At 40.4% G+C, this 22,565-nt stretch carries 18 protein-coding genes and 1 other RNA gene; 6 read left to right on the top strand and 13 right to left on the bottom strand.

What is annotated here, in order from left to right; translation table 11 throughout:
* Positions 1 to 41: 41 nt before the first annotated feature.
* From ACHFIY_RS07495 to ACHFIY_RS07485, 3 genes are all read right to left on the bottom strand, one after another.
* The gene (locus ACHFIY_RS07495) at positions 42 to 407 is read right to left on the bottom strand and encodes a SnoaL-like domain-containing protein (protein ID WP_410845455.1); all 366 of its coding nucleotides are present in this window, start codon (positions 405 to 407) and stop codon (positions 42 to 44) included.
* Positions 408 to 542: 135 nt separating this feature from the next.
* Complete coding sequence (locus ACHFIY_RS07490) at positions 543 to 959, bottom strand: HepT-like ribonuclease domain-containing protein (RefSeq protein ID WP_410845454.1); 417 nt, start codon at positions 957 to 959, stop codon at positions 543 to 545.
* Positions 952 to 1,242 carry a nucleotidyltransferase family protein gene (locus tag ACHFIY_RS07485; RefSeq protein WP_410845453.1) on the bottom strand — a complete coding sequence of 97 codons (291 nt, stop codon included), beginning with the start codon at positions 1,240 to 1,242 and terminating at the stop codon, positions 952 to 954. The genes ACHFIY_RS07490 and ACHFIY_RS07485 overlap by 8 nt, the downstream gene beginning before the upstream one ends.
* A 996-nt stretch (positions 1,243 to 2,238) precedes the next feature.
* Between ACHFIY_RS07485 and rnpB the strand changes: the two genes are divergently transcribed.
* Positions 2,239 to 2,589: RNase P RNA component class A (gene rnpB / locus ACHFIY_RS07480), an RNA gene on the top strand.
* Positions 2,590 to 2,600: 11 nt separating this feature from the next.
* On the opposite strand, the gene ACHFIY_RS07475 is transcribed toward rnpB, so the two are convergent.
* The gene (locus ACHFIY_RS07475) at positions 2,601 to 2,942 is read right to left on the bottom strand and encodes a hypothetical protein (protein ID WP_410845452.1); all 342 of its coding nucleotides are present in this window, start codon (positions 2,940 to 2,942) and stop codon (positions 2,601 to 2,603) included.
* A 111-nt stretch (positions 2,943 to 3,053) separates the two neighbouring features.
* Between ACHFIY_RS07475 and ACHFIY_RS07470 the strand changes: the two genes are divergently transcribed.
* Positions 3,054 to 3,767 (top strand): lysoplasmalogenase family protein, encoded by a 714-nt coding sequence (locus ACHFIY_RS07470; protein WP_410845451.1) that lies wholly within the window; start codon positions 3,054 to 3,056, stop codon positions 3,765 to 3,767.
* 72 nt (positions 3,768 to 3,839) lie between these two features.
* Here ACHFIY_RS07470 and mtaB read toward each other — a convergent pair whose 3' ends face one another.
* Together mtaB and ACHFIY_RS07460 are read right to left on the bottom strand one after the other, a co-directional pair.
* A complete protein-coding gene (gene mtaB, locus ACHFIY_RS07465) occupies positions 3,840 to 5,114 on the bottom strand; it encodes a tRNA (N(6)-L-threonylcarbamoyladenosine(37)-C(2))-methylthiotransferase MtaB (RefSeq protein ID WP_410845450.1) in 1,275 nt (424 codons plus the stop codon).
* Positions 5,115 to 5,142: 28 nt separating this feature from the next.
* Complete coding sequence (locus tag ACHFIY_RS07460) at positions 5,143 to 6,069, bottom strand: alpha/beta hydrolase (protein WP_410845449.1); 927 nt, start codon at positions 6,067 to 6,069, stop codon at positions 5,143 to 5,145.
* A gap of 146 nt (positions 6,070 to 6,215) precedes the next feature.
* On the opposite strand from ACHFIY_RS07460, the gene ACHFIY_RS07455 reads away from it, so the two are divergent.
* From ACHFIY_RS07455 to panB, 4 genes are all read left to right on the top strand, one after another.
* Entirely contained in the window at positions 6,216 to 6,446 is a 231-nt protein-coding gene (locus tag ACHFIY_RS07455; RefSeq protein WP_410845448.1) for a DUF3820 family protein, read from the top strand.
* Positions 6,447 to 7,259: 813 nt separating this feature from the next.
* Positions 7,260 to 8,168: an N-formylglutamate amidohydrolase gene (locus tag ACHFIY_RS07450; protein ID WP_410845447.1), complete on the top strand. Its 909-nt coding sequence runs from the start codon at positions 7,260 to 7,262 to the stop codon at positions 8,166 to 8,168.
* Positions 8,169 to 8,184: 16 nt separating this feature from the next.
* Positions 8,185 to 10,368 (top strand): dockerin type I domain-containing protein, encoded by a 2,184-nt coding sequence (locus ACHFIY_RS07445; protein ID WP_410845446.1) that lies wholly within the window; start codon positions 8,185 to 8,187, stop codon positions 10,366 to 10,368.
* A gap of 74 nt (positions 10,369 to 10,442) precedes the next feature.
* Entirely contained in the window at positions 10,443 to 11,246 is an 804-nt protein-coding gene (panB, locus tag ACHFIY_RS07440; RefSeq protein WP_410845445.1) for a 3-methyl-2-oxobutanoate hydroxymethyltransferase, read from the top strand.
* A gap of 144 nt (positions 11,247 to 11,390) precedes the next feature.
* Here panB and ACHFIY_RS07435 read toward each other — a convergent pair whose 3' ends face one another.
* The 7 genes from ACHFIY_RS07435 to ACHFIY_RS07405 form a co-directional block, all read right to left on the bottom strand.
* Positions 11,391 to 13,781 (bottom strand): TonB-dependent receptor, encoded by a 2,391-nt coding sequence (locus ACHFIY_RS07435; protein WP_410845444.1) that lies wholly within the window; start codon positions 13,779 to 13,781, stop codon positions 11,391 to 11,393.
* Positions 13,782 to 13,848: 67 nt separating this feature from the next.
* Positions 13,849 to 14,469, bottom strand: a complete 621-nt coding sequence (locus tag ACHFIY_RS07430; protein WP_410845443.1) for a TetR/AcrR family transcriptional regulator — start codon at positions 14,467 to 14,469, stop codon at positions 13,849 to 13,851.
* Between the two features lie 322 nt (positions 14,470 to 14,791).
* Positions 14,792 to 15,004, bottom strand: coding sequence for a hypothetical protein (locus ACHFIY_RS07425; RefSeq protein ID WP_410845442.1), 213 nt, complete (start codon positions 15,002 to 15,004; stop codon positions 14,792 to 14,794).
* A gap of 737 nt (positions 15,005 to 15,741) precedes the next feature.
* A complete protein-coding gene (locus ACHFIY_RS07420; protein ID WP_410845441.1) occupies positions 15,742 to 16,614 on the bottom strand; it encodes an IS3 family transposase in 873 nt (290 codons plus the stop codon).
* A 23-nt stretch (positions 16,615 to 16,637) separates the two neighbouring features.
* Entirely contained in the window at positions 16,638 to 17,000 is a 363-nt protein-coding gene (locus tag ACHFIY_RS07415; protein ID WP_410845440.1) for a hypothetical protein, read from the bottom strand.
* Positions 17,001 to 17,330: 330 nt separating this feature from the next.
* Entirely contained in the window at positions 17,331 to 17,603 is a 273-nt protein-coding gene (locus ACHFIY_RS07410) for a hypothetical protein (protein ID WP_410845439.1), read from the bottom strand.
* Complete coding sequence (locus ACHFIY_RS07405; RefSeq protein ID WP_410845438.1) at positions 17,596 to 21,975, bottom strand: T9SS type A sorting domain-containing protein; 4,380 nt, start codon at positions 21,973 to 21,975, stop codon at positions 17,596 to 17,598. The genes ACHFIY_RS07410 and ACHFIY_RS07405 overlap by 8 nt, the downstream gene beginning before the upstream one ends.
* Between the last annotated feature and the right edge of the window lie 590 nt (positions 21,976 to 22,565).

The following is a 22,565-nucleotide window of genomic DNA, read 5'->3' as shown; positions in this document are numbered from 1 at the left end:
TTTTTGCCTAAACCTTATTGCCTCCCTGGCTTTTATAGCCTCTAAAAGAAAAACTCCTCTTTCACTATTTTGCCATCTTTTACTTCAAATACGCAAATTTCATCCATTTTCATTCGACCTGCGCCCTTCATGGTTACATCCATGCCCATGGCCACGCTGAAAAAGTTGCCGCCTACTATTGGTTCGGTGCAATACCCCCCGTGCATTTCTTCCACACCCTCGTTAAATGCTTTGCCTTTTGCCTTCACGGCATCAATGCCTTTTACTGTTTTTGCCATGCCCATGGCAGCGGCGCTGTCTGGCTCGATAGATACAATGTCATCGCTATACAATTCTTCTTGTATCAAATCCCACCTGCCTTGTTTTTCCAGCTCTATATAGCGGTTGGCTACTTCTTGTGTTGTCATTTTTTGTGGTTTTATTAGTGAATTAAGGATATAAATGTAAGGAATAGATAAGCACAAAAGCATAAACCAAACCTTATGTTTTTTATCTTAATAAATACATGGCTTTACTTTCATTAGTGAAGCATTGAATTTTCATTAAAAAATAATTTTATATAAATGCTTGTAGTATTCGTTTTCCAATGCTTCTTCTATTTCGGTTTTAGGAAACAAGCGTAAAAACGCAATGAAAGCATCACTCAATTTTGGCAGTTCTACTTTTACCACTTTAAACACAATTTCTAAATCAACACCTCTGTAATCGTGGGCTAAAAAATTTCTCATATCTTTTAAGTCTTGCCATTGAATATTTGACTGAGTTTGCAGTAATTGTTTATCTATTTTTTTTACTTCTTCGCCTATTGCCATAAGCAGCGTTAGTGTGGCATTAAAGTGTACTTGTTCATCTGCATTAAAAAACTCGTTTGGCTTATTGAATTTTTTTGCATAATACATAGCTTTTTGGCTGGCTGCAAGGGCAGAAATTATATAAAGTACCTGATTGTTGTTAGACATATATTACATCGTTTTTCGCTTTTAACCAAACTACTGGGTTGATATACTTTTTGTTTACTAAATCCACTTTTAGCTGTGTAATTGCTGTTAGGTCTCGCTGCAAACCTAAATAATCGTGCAGGTCTAAAAAAGTATCGGGGAGTGCTTCGTACAGTACATCTAAATCGCTATTAGGTGTTTGGTCTCCGCGACTGTAAGAGCCAAACACAGCAAGGCTATGCAATGGATATTTTGCTTTGAGCATTGGTAAGTTCTCGTGAAGTGTTTGTATGATTGGGTTCATTGTAGCTTAAATTAATATTGCGAAGTTATATAAGTAAAGTAATTAGATACATAAACAACTAATTGTACATAATATTTTTCTCATCAAACAGTTTCGATATTCAAAGGGTGCATTTCAAATCTTCGCTTTTTATTCCCCTTTTTTATTTATCAGCAAGATAGATAATTGATGGTGATAGGCGTACCCTAATTCCCGATCTCACCCTAACCCTCTCCAAAGGGAGAGGGAGCATGAACAAGGAGAGGGAGCAAGAGCAAACGAGGGAATAAGAAGAACTAAGCGAAGATTTGGAATAGCTTATTTTCTGCTTTTAAGTGATTTATTTTTTTGCTTTTTCTCCTTTTTGCCTATAACTCATTGATATTCAGTTGTTTGTGTTTTTTAAGCCTCATTTTTTATTATAATTTAAATGAATTTTACGATAATGTATTGATAATGGAATAATAGTTTTACTATAGTAGAATGATAATTTATTGATAAGAAACTGATAAGATTTTGGTAGTGGATTATCATTTTCCTAAACCAACTAACATCAGATGCGAGAGGCAAGGCCAAGATGCCCGTAGTTCCTCCTTTAATGTAAAATTGGCATGAATAGGTATATAGTCCAAAATAAAAATCCTATATGGGGGAAATATTCACCCATGAGTATCCAAAATTTCCCCCATATAGGATACTTTTTAAACCTAGATTTTGCAGTTGAAATCTATTGAAAACAACAAAAAACGAAATTTTGAAATGCACCTTATTCAACCCGGATTTTGCGGTTGAAATCTATTGCAAGACTCAACTACTTCAAACACAAGCATTTGCTTGATTTTTTGGCCTTGCCATAGTACACTATGTTTTCGACCAAAAATTCGGCTCAAATTCTTGTATTTATTGTATTTGAGCCTTTCATAACGAAGTCAACTGCATAATCCGGGTTCAAATATAATTACCTAAAACAATTTACACAAAACAAAACCAAATCAAAACAACCTACTTTTACCGCCGCTACAAACCCGAACTATCGCCTTGGTTGCAAAACCGGGGAGGAAAGTCTGGACAGTATAGGGCAACCCACCGGTGAAGAGCCGGCTCCTGCCCAGCAGGAAGAGACAGTGCCACAGAAAATAACTGCCACGGCTTACCGTGGCGAGGGTGAAAATGTAGGGTAAAAGCCTACGGCAAGGTATAGTAATAGGCCATGCGGGTAAACCTTGGGTACTGTAATGCCACGTATAGGAACGCTTGAGGGCGGCTCGCCCGATGTTCCAGGGTAGGCAGCAACAGGTATGCAGTAATGTATATCGTAGATAAATGATAGTTTAGAAACAGAATCCGGCTTACGAGGTTTGTAGCTTTTTTTTAATTTTTCACGAAGGGGGATCAATATCCAGTGCCGTGTCTTGGTTTTTCTTTTTGGCAATTAATTCCAAGTATTGTTGTTCTTTCATTTCCCATTGGTAGTTTTGGTATATCCATGCCATGAAAATTGCTATGCTTATCAATGCAATTGCCAGTACCACAGCACTCAGTTTGCTATTGGCCACCATGTTGGCACGTTGGTACCACCCAGAAACAAGGACTGCAAGAATAGCTGCCCCAATAGCTAGCCCAGACGAAAGGCCTTTCACAAACTGTTTCAGGCTTTTTCGTTGTGTTTTGCCCGATGTTTCCCAATAGGCAATGAATTTTATTTCCTGTTCTGTAAGCATCTTGCAAAACTATTCATTATTAGAACCTGTATGTAGCTTTTTAATATGCACTTTTTTTAAGTTATTGATTAAATATTATCTATATATTCGCTAACGAATAAATTTTACTAGATGACGCTTGTCAAAAGTCTTTTTTTTGGGTTGTATTGGGTACTGCTCTTAGTGGGGTGTTATTTTGTTTTTGATGAAGATTTAAAAGTAGGCAATATTTTCAGCTCTGCATTGATGCCCGTCTTGATAGTTTATTTGTATTTGCACCTGAAAGAAACCCATTCCAAAACGCTAAAAATATATTTTTTCACTGCATTAGTGCTTAGCTGGGTTGGAGATTTTTTTAAAACTATTTCTATAGATACTTCTAAAACTAACGATATAAATAATGTTAAGTACACTATTTATGGCATTGTTGCTTGTGTAATTGCCAACCTCTGTTATGCTTTTGCATTCAAAAAAATACGCCCTATCAAAATTTCCAAGGCAGTTTTGCCATCGCTTGTAACCATCGCTTGTATGTTGACCATCTTTGCGGTATTTCATGTTTTGCCTCATAAAACATCGGGTATCTTGTACAATCCATTGATGGTTTATTTGGTTAGCCTAAGCCTGCCAGCTGTATTTGCCAGCAATATTTTGGACAGCAACGCAAGAAAAAAGCTTGCATTGAATTATTTTCTCCCCGCAGCGGTATTGTCTATTTTATCAGGTTCTTTATTTATTTTAAACAAGTTTAAAATTTTTGAACCCAAGATAGATGCCGTGGTTTTATTGTTGTATGGCTATGCGCAGATGATATATGTAAATGGGTTTAGGAAAACAGCGAAATAATTTTTTGCTAGTTCTAAGGTTACAAATTCCTAGTTACATGTATCTATTAACCAGAAACTTTTAACGGCTAGTTTAAACTGCCCATTCGACTATTTCATTAGCCCATTCTTTTCTGTAAGGTGTTGTTATTCTTATATAATTATCGGTATATCCTTCCATCATGCCGTTTTTTTCAAATATCTCGAATAATACTTTTCTTTTTTTGCCTTGGTGCTGCTGTGTGAAATATTGCAGCTTCATAAAGCTAAGGTTCCTGAGAATTTTGTTCCTTTCGTTCCTAATGTTTTGCGGCACTATTGGGGTTATATCCAATGATGCGGTATTTGCCCTTTCTGAATAAGTAAATACATGCAAGTAAGACACGTCAAGGCTATGCAGAAAATCGAATGTTTCTGTAAAAAGTTCTTCCGTCTCTCCTGGGAAACCCACAATTACATCTACACCAATGCTACAATGTGGCATAAATTGCTTTATCAAAGCCACTCTCTCTGCATATAGTTCCCTTTTGTACCGCCTTTTCATCAAGCCAAGTATCGTGTTGCTGCCACTTTGCAATGGTATATGGAAATGAGGCATTATCTTTTTGCTGTTGGCAACAAATTCTATTGTTTCGTTGGTAAGCAGGTTGGGCTCAATGGAAGAAATGCGGTAACGCTCTATGCCTTCAATAGCATCTAATTGGCGGAGTAAATCCAAAAAAGTTTCATTGTTTTTTTTGTTACCATCGGGGCCTTTGCCAAAGTCGCCAAGGTTTACCCCAGTAAGTACAATTTCCTTTGTGCCTGTTTTTGCTAGTTCTTCCACATTTTTTACCACGTTGGCAATGGTGTCGCTACGGCTTTTACCCCTTGCCATGGGTATAGTGCAGAAAGAGCACGTATAGTCGCATCCATCCTGCACTTTGAGGAAAGTGCGGGTGCGGTCGTTGGCAGAGTAAGAAGCATTAAAGCCTGTTACTTCCGCTATATCGCAACTGCATATTTTAGCACTATCGCCTTTAGCAAGCTCGGCAATATGCTGCACAATATTGAATTTTTCGGCAGCCCCCAATACTAAGTCAACGCCGGGTATAGCAGCAATTTCCTTTGGTTTCAGCTGGGCGTAGCATCCGGTTATCACCACTAGGCTTTCGGGTGCTTTCCGTTGTATCCGCCTTACCAGGTGCCTGCACTCTTTGTCCGCATTGTCCGTAACAGAGCAGGTATTGATAACATATACATCAGCAGTTTCGGCAAAGTCTTTTTTTACAAAGCCTTCCTGCTCCAATAGCCTTGATAGGGTAGAGGTCTCGGAGAAATTAAGTTTACAGCCCAGCGTGTGAAAAGCCACGGAACGTTGTGTTTGCATGTGGCAAAGATAAGGAGTAAGCTGTGTTTTATTCCCCTACATTCCCCTTCATCAACTTATTGGTTTTTAGCCAGGCATACACAAGGCTAAGCCAGTCGTTAGGCTCGGCTTTGTTTTGGAGCCCAAAGCCATGCCCGCCTTTTTGGTAAATGTGCATTTCGGCAGGTACTTTGTTTTGCTGCAAAGCCATAAAAAAGTGCAGGCTGTTTTCTACTATTACAGCGTGGTCGTCTGCTGCATGAAGCAGGAAGGTAGGAGGTGTTTGGGGGGTTACTTGCAACTCGTTGCTATACAATTTTATTTTTTCTGCCGATGGTTTAGGACCCAGCATATTGTCCCTCGAGCCTTTATGTGCTAGGCTATCTGAAAAACTGATAACAGGGTAGGCCAGCACTAGGAAATCGGGGCGCAGGTTTATGGGCTTGTTGCTAGGTAGCAGGCTATTGGTAAAATGTGTACCTATCGTGGAAGCCAAATGCCCCCCTGCAGAGAAACCTAGCAGGCCAATAGCATCTGGGTTGATGTTGAAGCCAGCAGCTTTGCCCCTCACAATTGTAATGGCCTGCTGGGCATCCATTTGGGCTACTGTTTCCGGGTTTTCTATGCAGGCAATGTCGTGTGGTTGCCTGTATTTTAGCACAAAAGCTGCAATGCCTCTTTTGTTCAATGCCTCCGCTACCTGAAAACCCTCGTGGTCTATAGCCAAGCGGGTATAGCCGCCCCCTGGGAATATAATAACACAGGTTTTGTTGCTGTCTCTTTTCTGTGGCAGGTAAGCATACAACACGGGGGTTATTATAGTAGATACCCTTCCGTTGCCCATATCTGTTTCTTTTATTTCGCAAGGCCTAGAATTGGGAATTGTACCTTCGTACAGAGGGATAATGGTCTGGGCTTGGGTAATGGCATTAAACATGGGCAGTATTGAAAATAAAAGTGATTTTTTAAAATTCATGATAGCAATTTTCTCAATTGTAAAGTAAAGGATTGTTAGCAGGACTGCAAAAATAATAGTTAATATCAGGTATTATTTGCCTTCGTGGCAAATTGCTTAAAATTGCACCTGCGTAGCAACTAATCATTTAACCAACTTATAAATAAATGCAAGAAGCCCCACAGCCTAATGGCGAATTATTGCTGCAATTGGTAACCATGCCCATGCCTTTTGGCAAATACAAAGGCACGCTGCTGTACCAATTGCCTGTTTTTTACTTGGAATGGTTCAAGCGGAAAGGCTTCCCAAAAGGAAAGCTAGGTACACTCATGGAAACCTTGTACGAAATAAAACTAAACGGGCTGGAAGGCTTGCTGCTGCCATTGGTAAAAAAATAATTGTTGGGTAGGTTTGGGCTAATTCTTTTTTTGATGTGCTGGTGGGTTTACAATTGTTATTGCAATTCAGGTTTCCCCCATCATGGGGGCATTTTTGGATACTTATGGGGGCATATTTCCCCCATATAGGATTGTACTTTTGCTCGGAGCCAAAATCAATACCAACTTTGTAGTATATGGCTCCTTGTTTTCATTAGCACAATCTCTGTGGTTAGACTAGCATAAGTTAGTTTCCCCGTCGGGGTTATTTTTAATAACCAAAAAAAAAACATCATGACAGTTTACATCCATGCTCAAAAAACACCAAAAAAATCACTCACAAATCACTCACAAATCACTCACAAATCACTCACAAATCACTCACAAATCACTCACAAATCACTCACGAATCACTCACGAATCACTCACTCGTGAAAACCATAAAGTACTGTATTTCAATGAGTTATAGTTTTAAAAGGCCTAAAAACTCAATTTTAGTTTTCAAAAGCCAGCCAAACCAAGTGGGCAATGCTCTTTAAAATGGGCTATAAGTTTTTGATTTGCACCTATCAAGTTTGCATGAAATGATAGGTTGCCGTTCATCAGAACCTAAAAAAAGAATTAGCCGCTTTTGCACCTTTTTGGCAATATAAAGCCATTGCCTATAAAACCTTCATCAATAATATTACAAAGTCGTAATCGGAAGCACTATGCTTTAAACAAGCCAAGATTGGTTTGAAAGGCTTACTAAAAAATTGGTTTTGAAACCCATCTAAGAAAAGCTGTTTTAGCTAGCGGGTAAATCACGCGGATCATTTAATCAGTGGTATAAAAATGAAAAAAATATTTTGCTTATTGTTGTTGGTTGCTGTTGTAAAACTAAATGCCCAGGGCTTCAAAGCAGGGTATAGCTATTTTGACGACAACAAATGGACAGAATTTAGTGTGGGAAACATGCCATTGGTAATAAGTGTGCCGCATGGTGGTTTACTTATGCCCCCAGACATAGATGATAGAAGCTGCCCAGACATTGTAACTGCACACGATTCAAGGACTATTGAACTGGCAAAAGCGATTGATTCTGTGTTCCGCAGAGATTATGGCTTCTATCCATCTTTAATTATATGCAATTTAAAGAGGACTAAAATAGACCAGAACCGGGAGATAGAAATAGCCACTTGTGGCAATGAGGCAATGAAAGTGCCATGGAATTACTGGCACAACATGGTGGACACGGCCATAGCTATGGCAACCAAGAAATATGGCCAAACGGTTTACATAGACCTCCATGCACAAGGCCACCCTCACCAAAGGCTGGAACTAGGCTATTTGTTGAAAACAGCGCAATTGAAAGAACTAAGCACGGGGAACAATGATACGCTTTACACAGCTAAATCATCCTTGCACAACTTGATTTATGGCAGCAAAGGCAAATTGAACCTGAAACAAATGCTTACAGGTTCAAATGCTTTTGGCACATGGATGACAGAATCAAATTTCCCCTCTGTGCCTAGCCAACAGGATCCATTTGCCTTAGAAGATGAAAAGTATTTTGATGGGGGGTACAATACGGCTAGGTACACCAAATACCCCAATGTGTTTGGCTGGCAGATAGAAACCAATTACAAAGGGGTAAGGGATACCCCATCTGCTTATTTTACATTTGCTGAGGCTTTTGTTAAAAATATCATGCGCTATATTGCTACTTACACTGATATTGACGTTAAGAAAATTGGGAAATAATTAATTGATTTATGCTATGAGAAAACTAACTGCGTTAAGGATATTTACATATATACTTTTGTTTTTCCTGAAAGCTAAGGGACAAGTATATACGCCAGGCAACCACTACTATGGATCCAACAATTATATAGAATACATAGCGGGCAATATGCCTGTTATTATTAGTGCGCCACATGGTGGCACGTTTATCCCTGCAAGCATTGCAGACAGGACGGCATCCTCTTGTTTCAACGATCCCAACTACACAACTGCCTACGATGGCAACACGCAGGAAATAGCAAGGGCATTGGACACTGCATTGCGCAACTATATAGGCTGCCGGCCGCATACTATTATCTGCAAGCTTAGCAGGACAAAAGTAGATTGCAACAGGGATATTAATTACGGTGCATGTGGCGACAGCATTGCCCAAAAAGCATGGAACGATTTTCATAAATACATCAATATAGCCCGCAGTTCGGTAATGGCCAATGGCACAAGGGGGCTGTATATCGATTTTCATGCCCAAGGGCACACGGTGCAGCGGTTAGAACTAGGGTATGGCCCTTCTGCCGCCGATTTAAGGCAGCAGGACACATATCTTAATAGAAACTCCATAAAAAACAATAGCTCTATCCGCAATTTGGCTGCTAACAACTTCAATGGGCAAACCCATGCCCAGCTGCTTCGTGGCCCCTATTCTTTTGGCACCATGATGGCAAATGCAGGTTACCCTTCAGTGCCTAGCACGCAGGATAGCTTCCCATTAACCAGCGATTTATATTTTGACGGAGGCTACAACATCAGGAGGTATGGCACGGCCGACAGTGGCTACATCGATGCCATACAAATAGAATCTAACTACACCAATGTCCGCGATAGCAAAGCGCACATAATAAAGTTTGCCGATAGCCTTGCAAGGGTGATAGTGCGTTATTTACAAACAAATTCTATTCCTTTAGCTCAAATAAACCAATGCTTATATGTGGGCATAAGCGGTAATGTATATAATGCAAAGGGTGGCACTATACCCAATGTTAGCATGAAACTTACAGGTGATAATGGGGATGCCGCCACCTGCGATGCAAATGGGAAATATAGTTTCAGGGAATTGAAAGCTGGCAACTATACAGTAAGGCCATTGAAAAATAATGACATAAACAAAAAGAACGGCGTTACCGTTGTAGATGCCCTGTTGGTACAGAGCCACCTGCTAGGCAATGCGCTTTTAAATTCGCCCTATAAACTAATTGCAGCAGACGTAAACAACGATGGTGCATTGTCTGCACTAGACTTTGCACTTGTAAAACGCTTTGCCTTAGGGCTTGACAGTAGTTTTCCCGGCAAACGGCTTTGGGCATTTATAGACAGCAGCTATACATTTCCCGACCCAACCAACCCTTTCCCCTACAAAGACAGTATTGCTTATAAAGCGATTGTATCTAACAAAACAAAACAAAGTTTTGTAGGCGTGAAGCTAGGCGATGTAAATGATGATTGGTCTGCTGCTGTTTTGAGTACAAATATAACCACAGCAAAACCAATTGAATTATACTACGATAACACCAATGTACATAATGCCGCTACTATTATTTTGCCTATACGAGTGAAAAACTTTAGGGGTATCAAGGGTATGCAGTTCACCTTGCATTACAACCCAGCATTGTTAGAAATAGCTGGGGTACGAAGAAAAGCATTGGAGATTGATTTTGCAACCAACCATATTACCGAAGGGAGTATCCCTTTTTTGTGGATAGATAACAAGGGGGAAGCCATTAGCTTGGCCGACAGCACAATAGTGATGGAATTGGTATTTACAAAAAAAGGATGGGTACAAGACGAAGACATACAGGTAACCAATTCCATTATACCCACAGAAGCCTGGGACAATAACTTCAATAAAGTAGAAGTTGTAAAAAGCACTGGTAAAATGAACGACCTAGTAAATGCTGTTGATAATAATGAAGGCTGGGAAATACTGCCTGCTGCGGGCAACCACATACAAATAAAATGGCAGCTTGGAAGCAGCAAAACCTTGCATTTGCAGTTGTTTACGGCATCAGGGGCAACCATATCAATAGAAACGCCACGTTCTATTTCAAAAGGTGTAAGCTACCAAACCATTAACTTGACCAGTAACCACCATCTTGCGCCAGGCATTTATTACTTAAAAGCAAACGGATTGGAAGGAAACAATGTAAGGCAGGTGGTGATAAGGTAACTATAATTCTTAATTCCTAATTCTTAATTCCTAATTATGAAAAGCCTTTTCTTTGCCAAAAATATACTAGTAAGATGGCTGCCAAGAAGATTACCACCAATGCTTTGCTGAAAATGAAAGCCAATGGCGAGAAAATAGCAATGCTCACCGCTTACGATTTTTCCTTTGCCCGCTTGTTTGATGCTGCTGGCATAGACATTTTGCTAGTGGGCGATAGTGCCAGCAATGTGATGGCCGGCAACGAAACTACCTTACCTATCACGCTGGACCAAATGATTTACCATGCCCAATGCGTGATAAAAGGGGTTAACAGGAGTTTTGTGGTGGTGGACATGCCCTTTGGCAGTTATCAATCTAATTCGGAAATAGCATTGGCTTCTGCCATTAAAATAATGAAGGAAACAGGCGCACACGCCGTGAAACTGGAAGGCGGAGAGGAAGTTTCAGAAAGCATCAAGCGCATTGTAAGCGCAGGCATACCCGTAATGGGGCATCTTGGACTCACCCCGCAAAGCATCAACAAATTTGGCACTTATACCGTGCGTGCAAAAGAAGATGTAGAAGCAGACAGGCTTAAAAAAGACAGCCAAATATTGGAAGAAGCTGGCTGCTTTGGCATTGTGCTGGAAAAAATACCTGCCATTTTGGCTAAGGAAGTTTCAGAAAACATAGCTATACCCACTATTGGCATTGGCGCAGGCAAATATTGCGATGGCCAAGTGCTGGTAATGCACGACATGCTGGGCATTAATACTGAGTTTAAGCCGCGTTTCCTGAGGCAATACTTAAACCTGCAGGAATTAATCAATAATGCTGTGCAGTTATATATTAGCGATATAAAACAAAGCACTTTCCCTAGCGACCAGGAGTCGTATTGACATTTAGGCAATGCCGCTATTCTATAAAATCTGGATAATCTTTGGTATGCTTGCTAAAAGCAACAGCACAAGCCTAGCTGCTTTAAAGCATCGTAGGCTTATGCTGTTTATATAAAAAAGTTGCTTTGTATATATACAACCTCCCTAAAACTGTACCCTATACAAAATATCTGGGAAAAAACCAATTTGATAAACATCGCCCACCGTACCCCTTAATGGGTTGAATCTGCGTAGGAATATATTTTTCTCATTGGTAATATTTTGTAAATCAAGGTAGAAGGTTTGGCTTATTTTTTTGTGTTTCCCATTTATCCTGAAACCAAATTTGGTATCCATCCTAAAATAGCCTTTCAAATGCAAGGAGTTATAGCTGCTTTGGTCCAGTTCCTCTATGCCATTGGCAATAGAAGCGGTAATATCCACGGGTGTGGCATACCGCCCGCCGATGGTTGTCATTTTTATATCGGCAGTAAAGGCATTTGTTTTTTTCTTGCCAACTGTCCATTCCTTGCCAGCCAATAGATTGGCTGCATACTTATAGTTGTAAGTAGTATTTCTTTCTATGCCATCGCTGCCCTTGTACTTGCTATCAAATACAGAGCCCGTGGCAAGTAGGTAAAAGCCCTTGCTTAAAAAACGTTCCAAGGTCAGTTCTACACCAACATTGTGGCCGGTTCCTTTGTTTAATAAATTTGGCTTTGCAGGGAAAGAGAAATCATTGCCTGCATTAATCATCGAAAAGCCAGAAGTAAAGGGTTCTACAGGTATGCTGAACAAGCCTTGGTAATAGCCTTCTGCTTTAAGCCGCCAGTTGGAGGCAAACCTGTTTTCATAACCCAATACAAAATGGTTGGCTTTTGTAAAGCCCAAATTCCTGTTGCCATTCTTGTAAGTACTGCCCGGTGTTGTGTCTGTATAAAAATATACAGGCAAAGCCTGCATTTGTGCTTGTAGGCCATAGCTGAACGAAAGGGTTGTTTTATTGTTGGGCTGGTAGGTAATAGCCATCCTTGGGTTAATGCTTTGGCTTTTATTTAGGTCGAAATACATATAGTTGATGCCCGCAGAAAGGCTCCAAGCATCAGAAAACTTCCATTTTGCTTGGGCAAACAACTGCCCAAGCATAAAGCCATCGTCAACATTCCTTGCTGTGTCAAAAGGGGTACTAGCTGGTTTGCCTTCTTTTACAAAACTTGTTGAATTTAAGTGGAATCGTTCTAGCACAAAACCTGCCCTTGAAGAAAGGCGTGTATTGTGCTTTGTATTGATAAAAGAGGCAATACGGAACACATGTTGTTTGTCGTTTACATTGGTACTTGGCCATTTGGTGGTATAAGGGGGCAATGGTAAAGCATACTGGTAAGCATGGTACTCCGTGCTGCTAAGGCTATATGAAGCTACGGTTTTTATGTAGGATTTCCGACTGAGGTCAATGATATGCTTGCCGCCAAACATCAATGTGTAGATACGGGTGTAAGAGTCTTGGTCTTTTCGGCTGTAAAAATCACTGCTGTCCAACTCTTTTCCTATAAAATCTATATTGCTGATACCCCCAATACCAAAAAGGGAGAACTTACCTGCCTTCGTTTTTTTAAACTGAATATTATACACCCAGTCTTGGTATTTTGGTATTGCTTTCGTGCCTACATTCAGGCCTAGGGATTGGCCTATTTGAGCAAAAGAATATCTGTAACCTATTAGGTAAGATGCGCCATCTCTTTTTTTGCCCAAAGGACCTTCCAACATGGCTTCCAACCCGCTAAAAAGGTTTAGTTGCAGTGTCGTTTCGTGTTTTTCCGTATTCCCTGCACGCAAGGAAATATCAAATACTGCAGCAGTAGCATTGCCATATTCTGCGGGGAAGGCACCGCTATAAAAGTCAGATGTTTTCAGGGCATTGGTATTGAGCATGGACACAGGTCCTCCCGTAGCCCCAAGTGTAGAATAATGATTAGGGTTGGGCGATGGCAAACCCTCAATCCTCCACAAAACCCCGGCAGGGGAGTTGCCACGTACCACTATATCATTTCGGCTATCGTTATTGCTGATAACCCCTGCAAAATTGCTCACCAATTTGCTAGGATCGTTCCTGCCCCCTGCATACCTTGTAATTTCATCCACGCTAAAACTCCTGCCACTGCTCCCAGCAAATTCATTGCTTACATTCCCTTTCTTTATTTTTGAGCCAATAACCGTTACCTCATTCAGGTTGGCTATCTTCTGCTCCAGTCCTATTTCGAGTACCACTTCTTTCCCAGCTGTTACTAATAATTCTGGTATAGTAACAGGCTGGTAACCTACACAGTTAATGGCTACCTTCTGCCTGCCTAGTGGCACATTCCCAATACTAAATTCGCCCTTTTCATTGGCAACCGCCCTCAATTTTAGGCCTTCAATTAAAATGTTAGCACCTGCAATGGGCCTTTCACTAATCTTGTCTATAACCGTACCCCTTACTGTTTGGGTAACGCTTTGTGCATTCCCATGGGGTAGCACGAGTAAAAGCAGGAGCAGCGTGGTAAAATACTGTTTCATTTTTGTGGTGTTTTAAGTTTACAATTAAAATTAAATTAACGTTGTTAAGTAAAGTGCAAAAAAAATCCTATTTATTATTTACATCTAAAGTGTTAATAATCCAATTAAGCGATTCCTGAAGCATCAAGTGCATATCTTTTTCGTCCTCAATCATCTTTTTTAGCCTGTCTTTTATTGCCAGCGAAGCCAAGCCATGTACCATGCCCCAAATACCATAAGCTGCAGCATCTATGTTGCTTTTTATAATTAACCCTGTATCAAAACATTCTTGTATTAGGCTTCTTAGGGAATCGAAAGCCAGATTGCCATTTTCCCAATCCCCCTCACAAATATTTTGCATTGGGGCAGTTTGCAGGAACATAATATCGTAAAATGCTGGGTTTTCCAATGCAAAACGCAAATAATTCTCCCCCATTTTATGCAAGCGCAACAAAGGGTTAGCTATACCTGCCAAATTAACATTATACTCCAACAGTTTGCCAAAACCCATTTCATGTATGTTGAAAAGGATTTCATTCTTATCCTTGAAATAAAGGTATATGGTGGTGGGGCTGTATTCTATCAGGTCGGCAATTTTCCTTATGGTTACATTCTCAAAGCCAGTATCAATAAAAAGTTGCAACGAAGCGTCGAGTATCTGGCGTCTCAAATCTTCTTTTTGTTTATGTTTTCGCTCTACTATTCCCATACACACTGCAAATATAATTAACACTGTTAATTTACCAAAAAAATATAGTATTCATTATTTGTTTAATACACAGGTGCAATTTTGGTTAATCTGCCACTAAGCCACAAAAACAAAAAGAGGCACAAAGTTTAAAGGGATGAAAAGAGAACAAGACAAAATATTATGTTATCAATAGTGCTTTTAAACTTCTTTTTATTCGTGTTTTTACGAGCTTCTGTGTCTTTGTGGCAAAAAAGCATATTAACAGATTAGATATTAGCATAAAAAAAAGAGGCCACTTTGTGAAACCTCTTTTAATCTTTTTGCTTTGAGAAATAATCAATTATTTCTTTACGCTTGCTGTTGTAGCACTTTTAAATAATGGGGCAAGTATAACGGCTATGCCCAATGTGGTAAAGCCTACTGCGCTTGCAGTGCTAAGGCTTGTTGTTTCTGTGTTAGTTGTACTTGCTGCAAATGCCCCTATTTGTGATGCAATAATGATAGATAATGTAGCAATTGCTTTGAACCCAGATGTTTTAACTAAACTTTTCATGACTAAACTTTTTAAATATTGTTGTAAATAATTACGATAGTAGTAATCCAATTGGCACGCCAAGTTTCAAAAATCTTAAAATGCTATTAAAAAAAGCTTCAGCATCTTTGCATTACATATATCAAAACACCTTTTTTCATCTGGTTCAATTGTTTTTTCGCTATTTTATTGCAAATTTTCTAATAAAAGGGGCTTTTGCCTTGCACATGGTATTTTTTAAGTATTATCAGCATATATACTGTTGGTTAAAAACAGCCTGCCAAATTGATATGTTGCTTTCCATTCTGGTGAACCTCAGTTGCCAAACACTTTAAGCATCTGCTATTGATGTATTGATGGTTTTTAGCAACAGGCTTGCCTAAAGGCATCGCAAAGCCGTAATAACGGACAGTAGCAATGTTATCTTTAATGTGCAGTCTCGCACAACAGAGATTATACAAGATTCTTCTACTTTCAAGCAGAATTTGCTCAATATAAATGTTGGTTTTAAAGTAGAGTATCATTTTTAGTATATTTTCTTTTTCACTAAATGGGTGTAATAATTTTATTGCAATAATTTTATTTATTGCAATTTTTTTATTACAACCTGTCTCGTCCTAAAAAAAGTTGACACTTTTAAGAAATAATCCTGTTATTGGTTTACAGGAAATCGTTGATACTAAAATGACTTTACAGTAAGTGCAAAAATATAGCACACCTTTTTTTTATCCTTTTTTTCTTGTATTGCCTGAATACTTTTACGTCCCGTCCATCGTTACCTCCTTTTTTTTGTAGTAGTTTTTCCAATGTTTTTTGAGTGCGCCAGTTTCTTCGTGTGCCAGTTGCGGGGTAAGCATGTCACAACTACTGTGTGGCCTGAGTGCATTATAAACCAGTACTGCTTTTGCTACCCCTTTTTCTGCTGATACAAGGCAAGGGTAAGGCTGCTGCAGCAACTCTTGCTTCAGTATGCCATTTACCCTTTCTGCTACTGCATTTTCCAATGGGTCTCCTTTTTCGGTCATGCTTACCTTGATGGAATGTTTCGTCAGCAAGGCAATATATTCATTGCAGCAGTACTGGATGCCCCGGTCTGAATGATGGATAAGCCCACCTGTATCTTTACAATGCCCCAATGCCATCTGCAATGCCTTTACCGTCCCATCAGCCTGTAGGCTCTTGGACAGGTGGTAGCCTACAATCTTCTTGCTGTACGCATCGGTAATCAAGCTCAAGTAAGCAAAGGCACCTGCAACTTCCAGGTAGGTAATGTCACTGACCCACAAACAGTTGGCTGCCAGCGGCACATAGTCCCTGATTAAATTTCTATACCGTTTGAAGCGGTGCTTTGAGAACGTGGTCTGTACCCTTGTTTTCCGCCTCCTGACCAGCAGCCCGTTTTCCCTTAACAATCCAAAGAGGGCATCCCTGCCCAAGGAAATATGGTGTTTTCCCATGAAGTCCTGTAAAAGCACCATTAACTTACGGGTGCCGATACGGGGTTGCAAGCTGCGGTGCAACAGCACCTGTTGTACAACCAGTTCTTCTTCAAGCATGGCGGTACTGTGGTGCTGGACATAACCATAAAATGCCTGTCTGCTGTAACCAAGCAGTGAACATAGCTGCGACAAGCCTGCCACTTTTTCGCTATGCCTTATTTTCTGGACTGCCTGGTGCCATACTTTTTTCTTATCGGTATTTTCAACTCTTCCTCTGCCACATCTATCATGGCAGTAAGCAGCTTGTTGTGCAGCCGTTCCTGAGCCAGTTGTTTTTGAAGTTCCTTAATCTGTACTGCAGGGCTGCTTACTTCATCAAGCCCTGACTTTTCCAATGCTTCGCCCATTGGTTGCAAGGTAGCACTTTGAGCTTCTTCCAATTGCTCCTGATGATGAAGCTTGACCCAATGAGAGATGACCCAATGGCTTAAACCATACTTTTTGCCTAATTGGCGATAACTCGAACCGCCTAATAAATACTCATTAACTATTGTCTTTTTTAAGCCTAAATCTATCATCCTTTTTACAGATTTTACTGTCAACCTATTTTAGGACAAGACAACCTCATAATATTTCATTTGCAATATTTTATTTTATTACAAAAATTTTATTACAAATAAAATTGTGTTTCTCTAGAAAGAGTTTGAAAGGCAATCTTTCAAGGATGGTTCTTGGGAAATGCTTGATTTTTAGTCAACCTATTTTAGGATGCGACACTGTGTTTAAGCGCAGTTTTTTTTGATTAATTGGGTGGACTTGACTATGTTAGTTTCATTTTGGTAAACAAGGATAATACACTTTCGCATACTAATTTTGACCTAGTATAGCTAAGCGGATTTATAAATTTACTACCCAGTTTTCTTTTTTCTTATCATATAAACGCCTCTTCCAATGGCCGCGCAAACCAATACAGGCAAGCCATCATCAAAAGGCACTTCATTGTCTGGGGCTTGGCTGCCGCCGCCACTACCGCCATCAACAGGAAAACCTGGGTCGTCGGATGATTGTTGACCTCCATTCATATCATCTTTTCGCCAAATACTACTGCTGTTGCCTGCATTTGCTTGCTGTGCAGAAAGTGTAAGTAGTAAAAAAATGATTAGGTACACTATCTTATTCAACTATAAAACTTTTTTGAATACTGAAATCATTTTTACTAATCGTTATATAATAAACACCTGCTGCTAAGCCGGATAGTTTTAAAGGGTATTTTGAGGAGCTGTCGTTTTTAAGGAAATTTGCCTCCTGCTCTTCTTTTCCCGCACTATTGGAAATGCTTACATGGTACTGCCCTTGTGGAAAGCTATTGGAGCAAACGTTTATCACTCTGTTCTTTTGGGCAGGTATTGGGTATATGGAACATTTATCAGTTCTTAAATTACCATTGGTTAGCTGTACTAAATTGCTAATTACTTGCTGCTCATCCGACAATATTGCGGTTACCTTATAATAATTGATATAGAAAACTGGGTGGCTGTTTTGCCAGCTATAGCTTTTGCCATGTACAACAATGGTATCAATAACTGAAAAATGATTGCCATCATTTGAATAGGACACTTGATAAGATTTTGCTTTGTCAAGGCTTTGCCAGCTAATCACATTGCTATTATCCAATGATACTTTGCCCGTTATTATAAATGGGTTGTAGGGTAATATGATAGGCGAAAAAAGAACAGAGAACCGATTGGCAAATGAATTGGTATTATTCGTAGTTGTAAAGGGGTATATGTTTTTTGTTGCTGTGGTTAATGGTATTTGTTTTTGAAGCAAACTATCTATTAATATGGGTTGCAGCCCTAGACTGTTGAAGGAAGCTAAGTCTATCAATAATCGATAGCTGGCATTGTTTACTAATTGGCCAAGCCTCAATTGTACCGTGTCGCCCATTGCAGGGCTTGCCCTGCCTTCAATGCTTAGTGTATTGTTGTTTGAAAATATAGATAGGTTTTCTGCGGCGTTCATCATTTTGGTAGCATCTTCTTTGCCAAGGGCATTCGTAAAACTATTTTTATAACATAATACGGCACCGTCTAAATTCACAAACTGACTGTCTATTTGCTTGTCAATCGAAAAAACAATATTGGAGTTTTCGCCTTCGCCAAAAACAGATGTGTTGGTGCTGCTTGCAGCTTTGTCTGCTTCCCTTATTTGCAAAATAGGAGCGGTGCTTGTATTTTTAATAAAGAATGCTTGCCCGGGTTGTATGTATTGGTTTAATGCCGATCCGGATGGGTTGCTAGATACGCCTGCAATACCATTGTAAGTAACATAAGCCCCCACTGTGCCCACATTCGGGTCAAAATGCCAATAGGTGTTTTCTATGTTTTGGTTGGCTGCATTGGCTATGATGCTGTTCCAATTAATGGCACAAGCATATGGGTTGCCCAGCATGGTAAAGCCAGTGGCCGAGCCGCTGTTTAGCCTGATATTATTGTTGGTAACGCCATTTGCTGTTACGCCGCTCGTGGTATAGTTGATACTGCCTGTAACCAATTTGCCACGGGAGCGCAGCGTTACTGGGGCATTCATCAGCGTATTATCTACCGTAAGGTTATAAGCCCTGTTGCCCCTTATGGTAAGCAGGTAGCCTTTATAAGCCGAAATGGTATCGTTGCTTCCCTTGGTGCTGGTGTATGTTACCCAGCCAGCATTGCCTGTGGTGTTGTCAACCGAATAGGTGAACAAAGACTTGGTGCCTTTCTGTGTTTTATCAAACCCTGTTGTGTTGTCTATGCCCAATGCCCCTGCAAGGCCGGTGATGTGCGTGCCATAGCCGTTGCTGTTGGTGCCGCCTTCCTGCCAGTTGTCAAAAATGGTGCTGCTGCCACTGTTTACCCCAGTTGCTATTACCCTGTATGCCCTTTTGCTTGCAGGAATATACCTTTCTACTTGGAAAGCAGCTCCTGTTCCATATTGAATGTTTGCACTGCTTCCTACTGCATCTACCTGAGTAGTTTGCAGGAGGCCAGTTGATTTAAGGATAAATGTATAATTGGCAGGGAGTATTAATGTTCCGGCCGTTAGTTTTAATTTACCCCTCAGGGACATATTCTGGTTGTTTAGGGTAAGAGCATTGTCTCTATTAATGGTCAGCGTGTTAAAATCAGGGGTAGCCACAAATGTATTGTCAGGAATGATGAATGCGTTGCCACCAGTATTTCCAGTTAATCCAAAGCTAATGTTAGAGCTGGTAGTTACATTAATGCTGCCCGCTGTCCTTGTAATGGGGGTATTGCCGCTGTGGAACACTAATGTGTTACTGCCTACGTTCAATGCACCATTGGTAAGGGCAAGGTTACCTATTATAGTAAGATTGTCATTTATTGTTACGCCATTGCTGTTGTTGATGGTGCAATTGTTTATTGCCCCAGTATATGTATTGACAGGTATGCTTTGCAACCCTATGCCTGTAAAGCCAATGGTTGCGCCATTGCTAGCATCTATCGTGCCAGTAGCTCGGCTGATACTGCCAGCAATATTCAGCGTGTTTGCACCAATGGCAAGGCTTCCTGCGGTAAGCGTTAGCGTGCCAGCAATGTTTGTATTTCCACTTACAATAGTGCCATTGTTATTGAGCGTAAGGTTTTGGTATGTTGCAATTGCTGAAGGCAATGTTTGTGTGCCAGACCCTAAAAATGCAACCGTGCTGCCCGATAACAAAGTGCAAACGGTTGGGGCAATAGTGGTGCCAGCATAACTGGAATAGATGCCCCCGCTATTGACAACTAAGGCCGTAGTATTGGTGCTTCCTTGGTACCAGTAATTGACATTGGACAGGCTGTTTTTAAAAACGCCGCCATTTTTCACGGTGATAGTGCCACAATTTAACACAGCCGCTGCAGTGGATCTGCTGGTAGCTATTTCTACAAGCCCGCCATTTTCTATATCTATGCCACCAAAGTTTAGCCTTTGCGTAGCATTAGAAGAGCCTATGTATGCAGTGCCATACACGGTTAATTTACCAATTTTTGACGATTCATCACCCGTGAAAGTCCCCCTCCTTATATGTGAGTTACCGCCCAGTAGGTTAAATATGCCTCCAGATTGCACTGTGATAGTGCCAGTTGTGCCGTTGTAGCTTAGGTCTTTAAATTCAATATCATCTGCGGAACTTAGTTCAAAACTGCCATTGACTATTTCCAAACTTGTGCCAATGCAAAAGCGCATACCTGCACCCGATGTGTTTACCCGGCCAATGGCTTTGTCTATTTTCATCTCCATGAAAACAGTGGAGTTGCCACTTGTGTTCCAGCCGGTTAATGTTTGGGTAGCTGCATTGCCTTTGAACCAAATTTTTGCCCCCGATACCCAAGATGAAAATACATTGTGTGTAGTAGAAAAAATAGTAAAATCGCCATACACGCTTAGCGCACTTGTGGATGCGCCCATAGCAAGCCTGGCCGTATTGCTGCCAAAGCTGATGCTGGCACAAGTGGCGGTTGCATTGTCTATGGTTACAGTGGCATTGTTGGCAATAACAACATTGGTGATAAGGGTTGGTACTACGCCACCCACCCATGTGCTGGTAGCACTCCAGTTGCCGCCAGTAGATGTGGAAGTGATATTGGTGGTAATAAAATGCGTGTTGGTATAATCGTTAATGCAAAGTGCAACCGCTTTTGCAAAACTTTGCCTTGTAGAAGTGGTAAACCGTACCGTTTGGTTCATTTCCATCTGAAAGCCATCTACATTGCCAGCACTGTCGGAGCCATGCCTTGAGGTATTGTAGCCACCATCAAAATAGGCATCCCCAGTTTGGGCGTAGGGTATAGCTGTGCTGGGAACTGCAGGGTAGCCTCGGTTTGCCAGCATGGTGCCAAAGCTGTAAGTGCCTCGCAAAAGGTCGGCGTGGGTAAGGTTCAGTTTGTTGTGGTTAATAAGGTACCTAATGCCGCTTTCGTTTACATAGGTATTGGTGTTGATGATGCTATCCGATTGCTGTGTTTGTGATTGTGATAACAAATAGCCCAATTCTACCCTTTGAATCGCATGGCCATGGCCATGAAGGTCAATGTAAATACCTTTTTGCCCATTGGCTACAATTTGCTGCTCGGCAGTGTCTATAAAACTTTGAAAGGCATACCACGAAGCCTCAGCCGTGGCATTTCCTTGTGCCGCTTCTACTATTTCCCGGTTGGCATCTAGTTTAGCACGGTGCAATAAATTAATAACTAGGTGTGGGTAGCCACCATAGAGCCTGTAGATAGAATCTTTAAGCTCCCTCGCAAATTCCTGTGTATAAGCATCTTGTGTTGTATCGCAAACGGAGCAGGTCCTGCTAGGTATGCCAGCTGGCTTTAGGTAGCCGCCATGTGGGGCAGACAATACTATTGGCAAATTGCCCGCTATGTATTCTATATAGCCATTGCTGCTAAAGTATGAAGTGCCGGGCGTAAACTGCGCATAGGAAAATGAAATATGAAGGGCAATAAATATGAGTAAAAAGAGGCTGTTTTTTTTAGGGATTATAAAATAAGGCGTGTATTTCATCATATTTTGCAGTAGATACTTATTACACTTTAACAGTGTACTTTCCTGCTGCTTTGTAATGTGTGCTGTTTATTTTGAAGAACAGTAGGTAGATAATACGGAAGCAGTTGATTAATTTAAGTTTTGTAGGGATATCTTGTCGTTAAAAGCAAGAGTTTAGACTTATAAGGTAAAGCTGCAAGTCTCTTAAAACAGAGACCAAAAGCTTTGTTAGCAAGAAATATTGCCAAAAAATCTCACAAGCAAATTAAAGTTGAAACAAAAACTCCTTTATTCAAACTTCTAAAATCTGCCGCCGCCAACTTACTTACGCCCACTTCCTGCAACGTTACGCAGTAGATAACATCTATAACAACAGTTCTTCAACTGGGGCGCAATTGCAAAATATTTTTTTAAATATTTAGTTTGAAAATATTGCTCCTATTCCAATCAAACTCCTATATTTGCACCCCGATCAAAAAAACAGGGTGTTCTTTTAAAGGCTTACAACATTGATTAAGAAATTTTTTATATCATTAAGTTGTTTTAAGTTGGATAAATTATTAATTGAAATAAGATTTCAAAAATAAATTTGTTTGATTTGTAAAGAAGCC

Origin of the sequence: Parasediminibacterium schistidii, from assembly GCF_046546515.1 — a bacterium.
GTDB lineage: Bacteria > Bacteroidota > Bacteroidia > Chitinophagales > Chitinophagaceae > Parasediminibacterium.
Note: the sequence above shows the minus strand (reverse complement) of the source record. Positions and strands in the feature narration are given on the sequence as shown.

What these genes read in the sequence shown, in the direction of transcription:
- ACHFIY_RS07455 (WP_410845448.1), top strand. Translation starts at nt 6,216, where the DNA reads ATGCAAGAAGCCCCACAGCCTAATGGCGAATTATTGCTGCAATTGGTA.
- ACHFIY_RS07475 (WP_410845452.1), bottom strand. Translation starts at nt 2,942, where the DNA reads ATGCTTACAGAACAGGAAATAAAATTCATTGCCTATTGGGAAACATCG.
- ACHFIY_RS07450 (WP_410845447.1), top strand. Translation starts at nt 7,260, where the DNA reads ATGAAAAAAATATTTTGCTTATTGTTGTTGGTTGCTGTTGTAAAACTA.
- ACHFIY_RS07430 (WP_410845443.1), bottom strand. Translation starts at nt 14,469, where the DNA reads ATGGGAATAGTAGAGCGAAAACATAAACAAAAAGAAGATTTGAGACGC.
- ACHFIY_RS07485 (WP_410845453.1), bottom strand. Translation starts at nt 1,242, where the DNA reads ATGAACCCAATCATACAAACACTTCACGAGAACTTACCAATGCTCAAA.
- ACHFIY_RS07415 (WP_410845440.1), bottom strand. Translation starts at nt 17,000, where the DNA reads ATGATAGATTTAGGCTTAAAAAAGACAATAGTTAATGAGTATTTATTA.
- ACHFIY_RS07425 (WP_410845442.1), bottom strand. Translation starts at nt 15,004, where the DNA reads ATGAAAAGTTTAGTTAAAACATCTGGGTTCAAAGCAATTGCTACATTA.
- ACHFIY_RS07405 (WP_410845438.1), bottom strand. Translation starts at nt 21,975, where the DNA reads ATGATGAAATACACGCCTTATTTTATAATCCCTAAAAAAAACAGCCTC.
- ACHFIY_RS07435 (WP_410845444.1), bottom strand. Translation starts at nt 13,781, where the DNA reads ATGAAACAGTATTTTACCACGCTGCTCCTGCTTTTACTCGTGCTACCC.
- panB (WP_410845445.1), top strand. Translation starts at nt 10,443, where the DNA reads ATGGCTGCCAAGAAGATTACCACCAATGCTTTGCTGAAAATGAAAGCC.
- ACHFIY_RS07460 (WP_410845449.1), bottom strand. Translation starts at nt 6,069, where the DNA reads ATGAATTTTAAAAAATCACTTTTATTTTCAATACTGCCCATGTTTAAT.
- mtaB (WP_410845450.1), bottom strand. Translation starts at nt 5,114, where the DNA reads ATGCAAACACAACGTTCCGTGGCTTTTCACACGCTGGGCTGTAAACTT.
- ACHFIY_RS07495 (WP_410845455.1), bottom strand. Translation starts at nt 407, where the DNA reads ATGACAACACAAGAAGTAGCCAACCGCTATATAGAGCTGGAAAAACAA.
- ACHFIY_RS07445 (WP_410845446.1), top strand. Translation starts at nt 8,185, where the DNA reads ATGAGAAAACTAACTGCGTTAAGGATATTTACATATATACTTTTGTTT.
- ACHFIY_RS07490 (WP_410845454.1), bottom strand. Translation starts at nt 959, where the DNA reads ATGTCTAACAACAATCAGGTACTTTATATAATTTCTGCCCTTGCAGCC.
- ACHFIY_RS07470 (WP_410845451.1), top strand. Translation starts at nt 3,054, where the DNA reads ATGACGCTTGTCAAAAGTCTTTTTTTTGGGTTGTATTGGGTACTGCTC.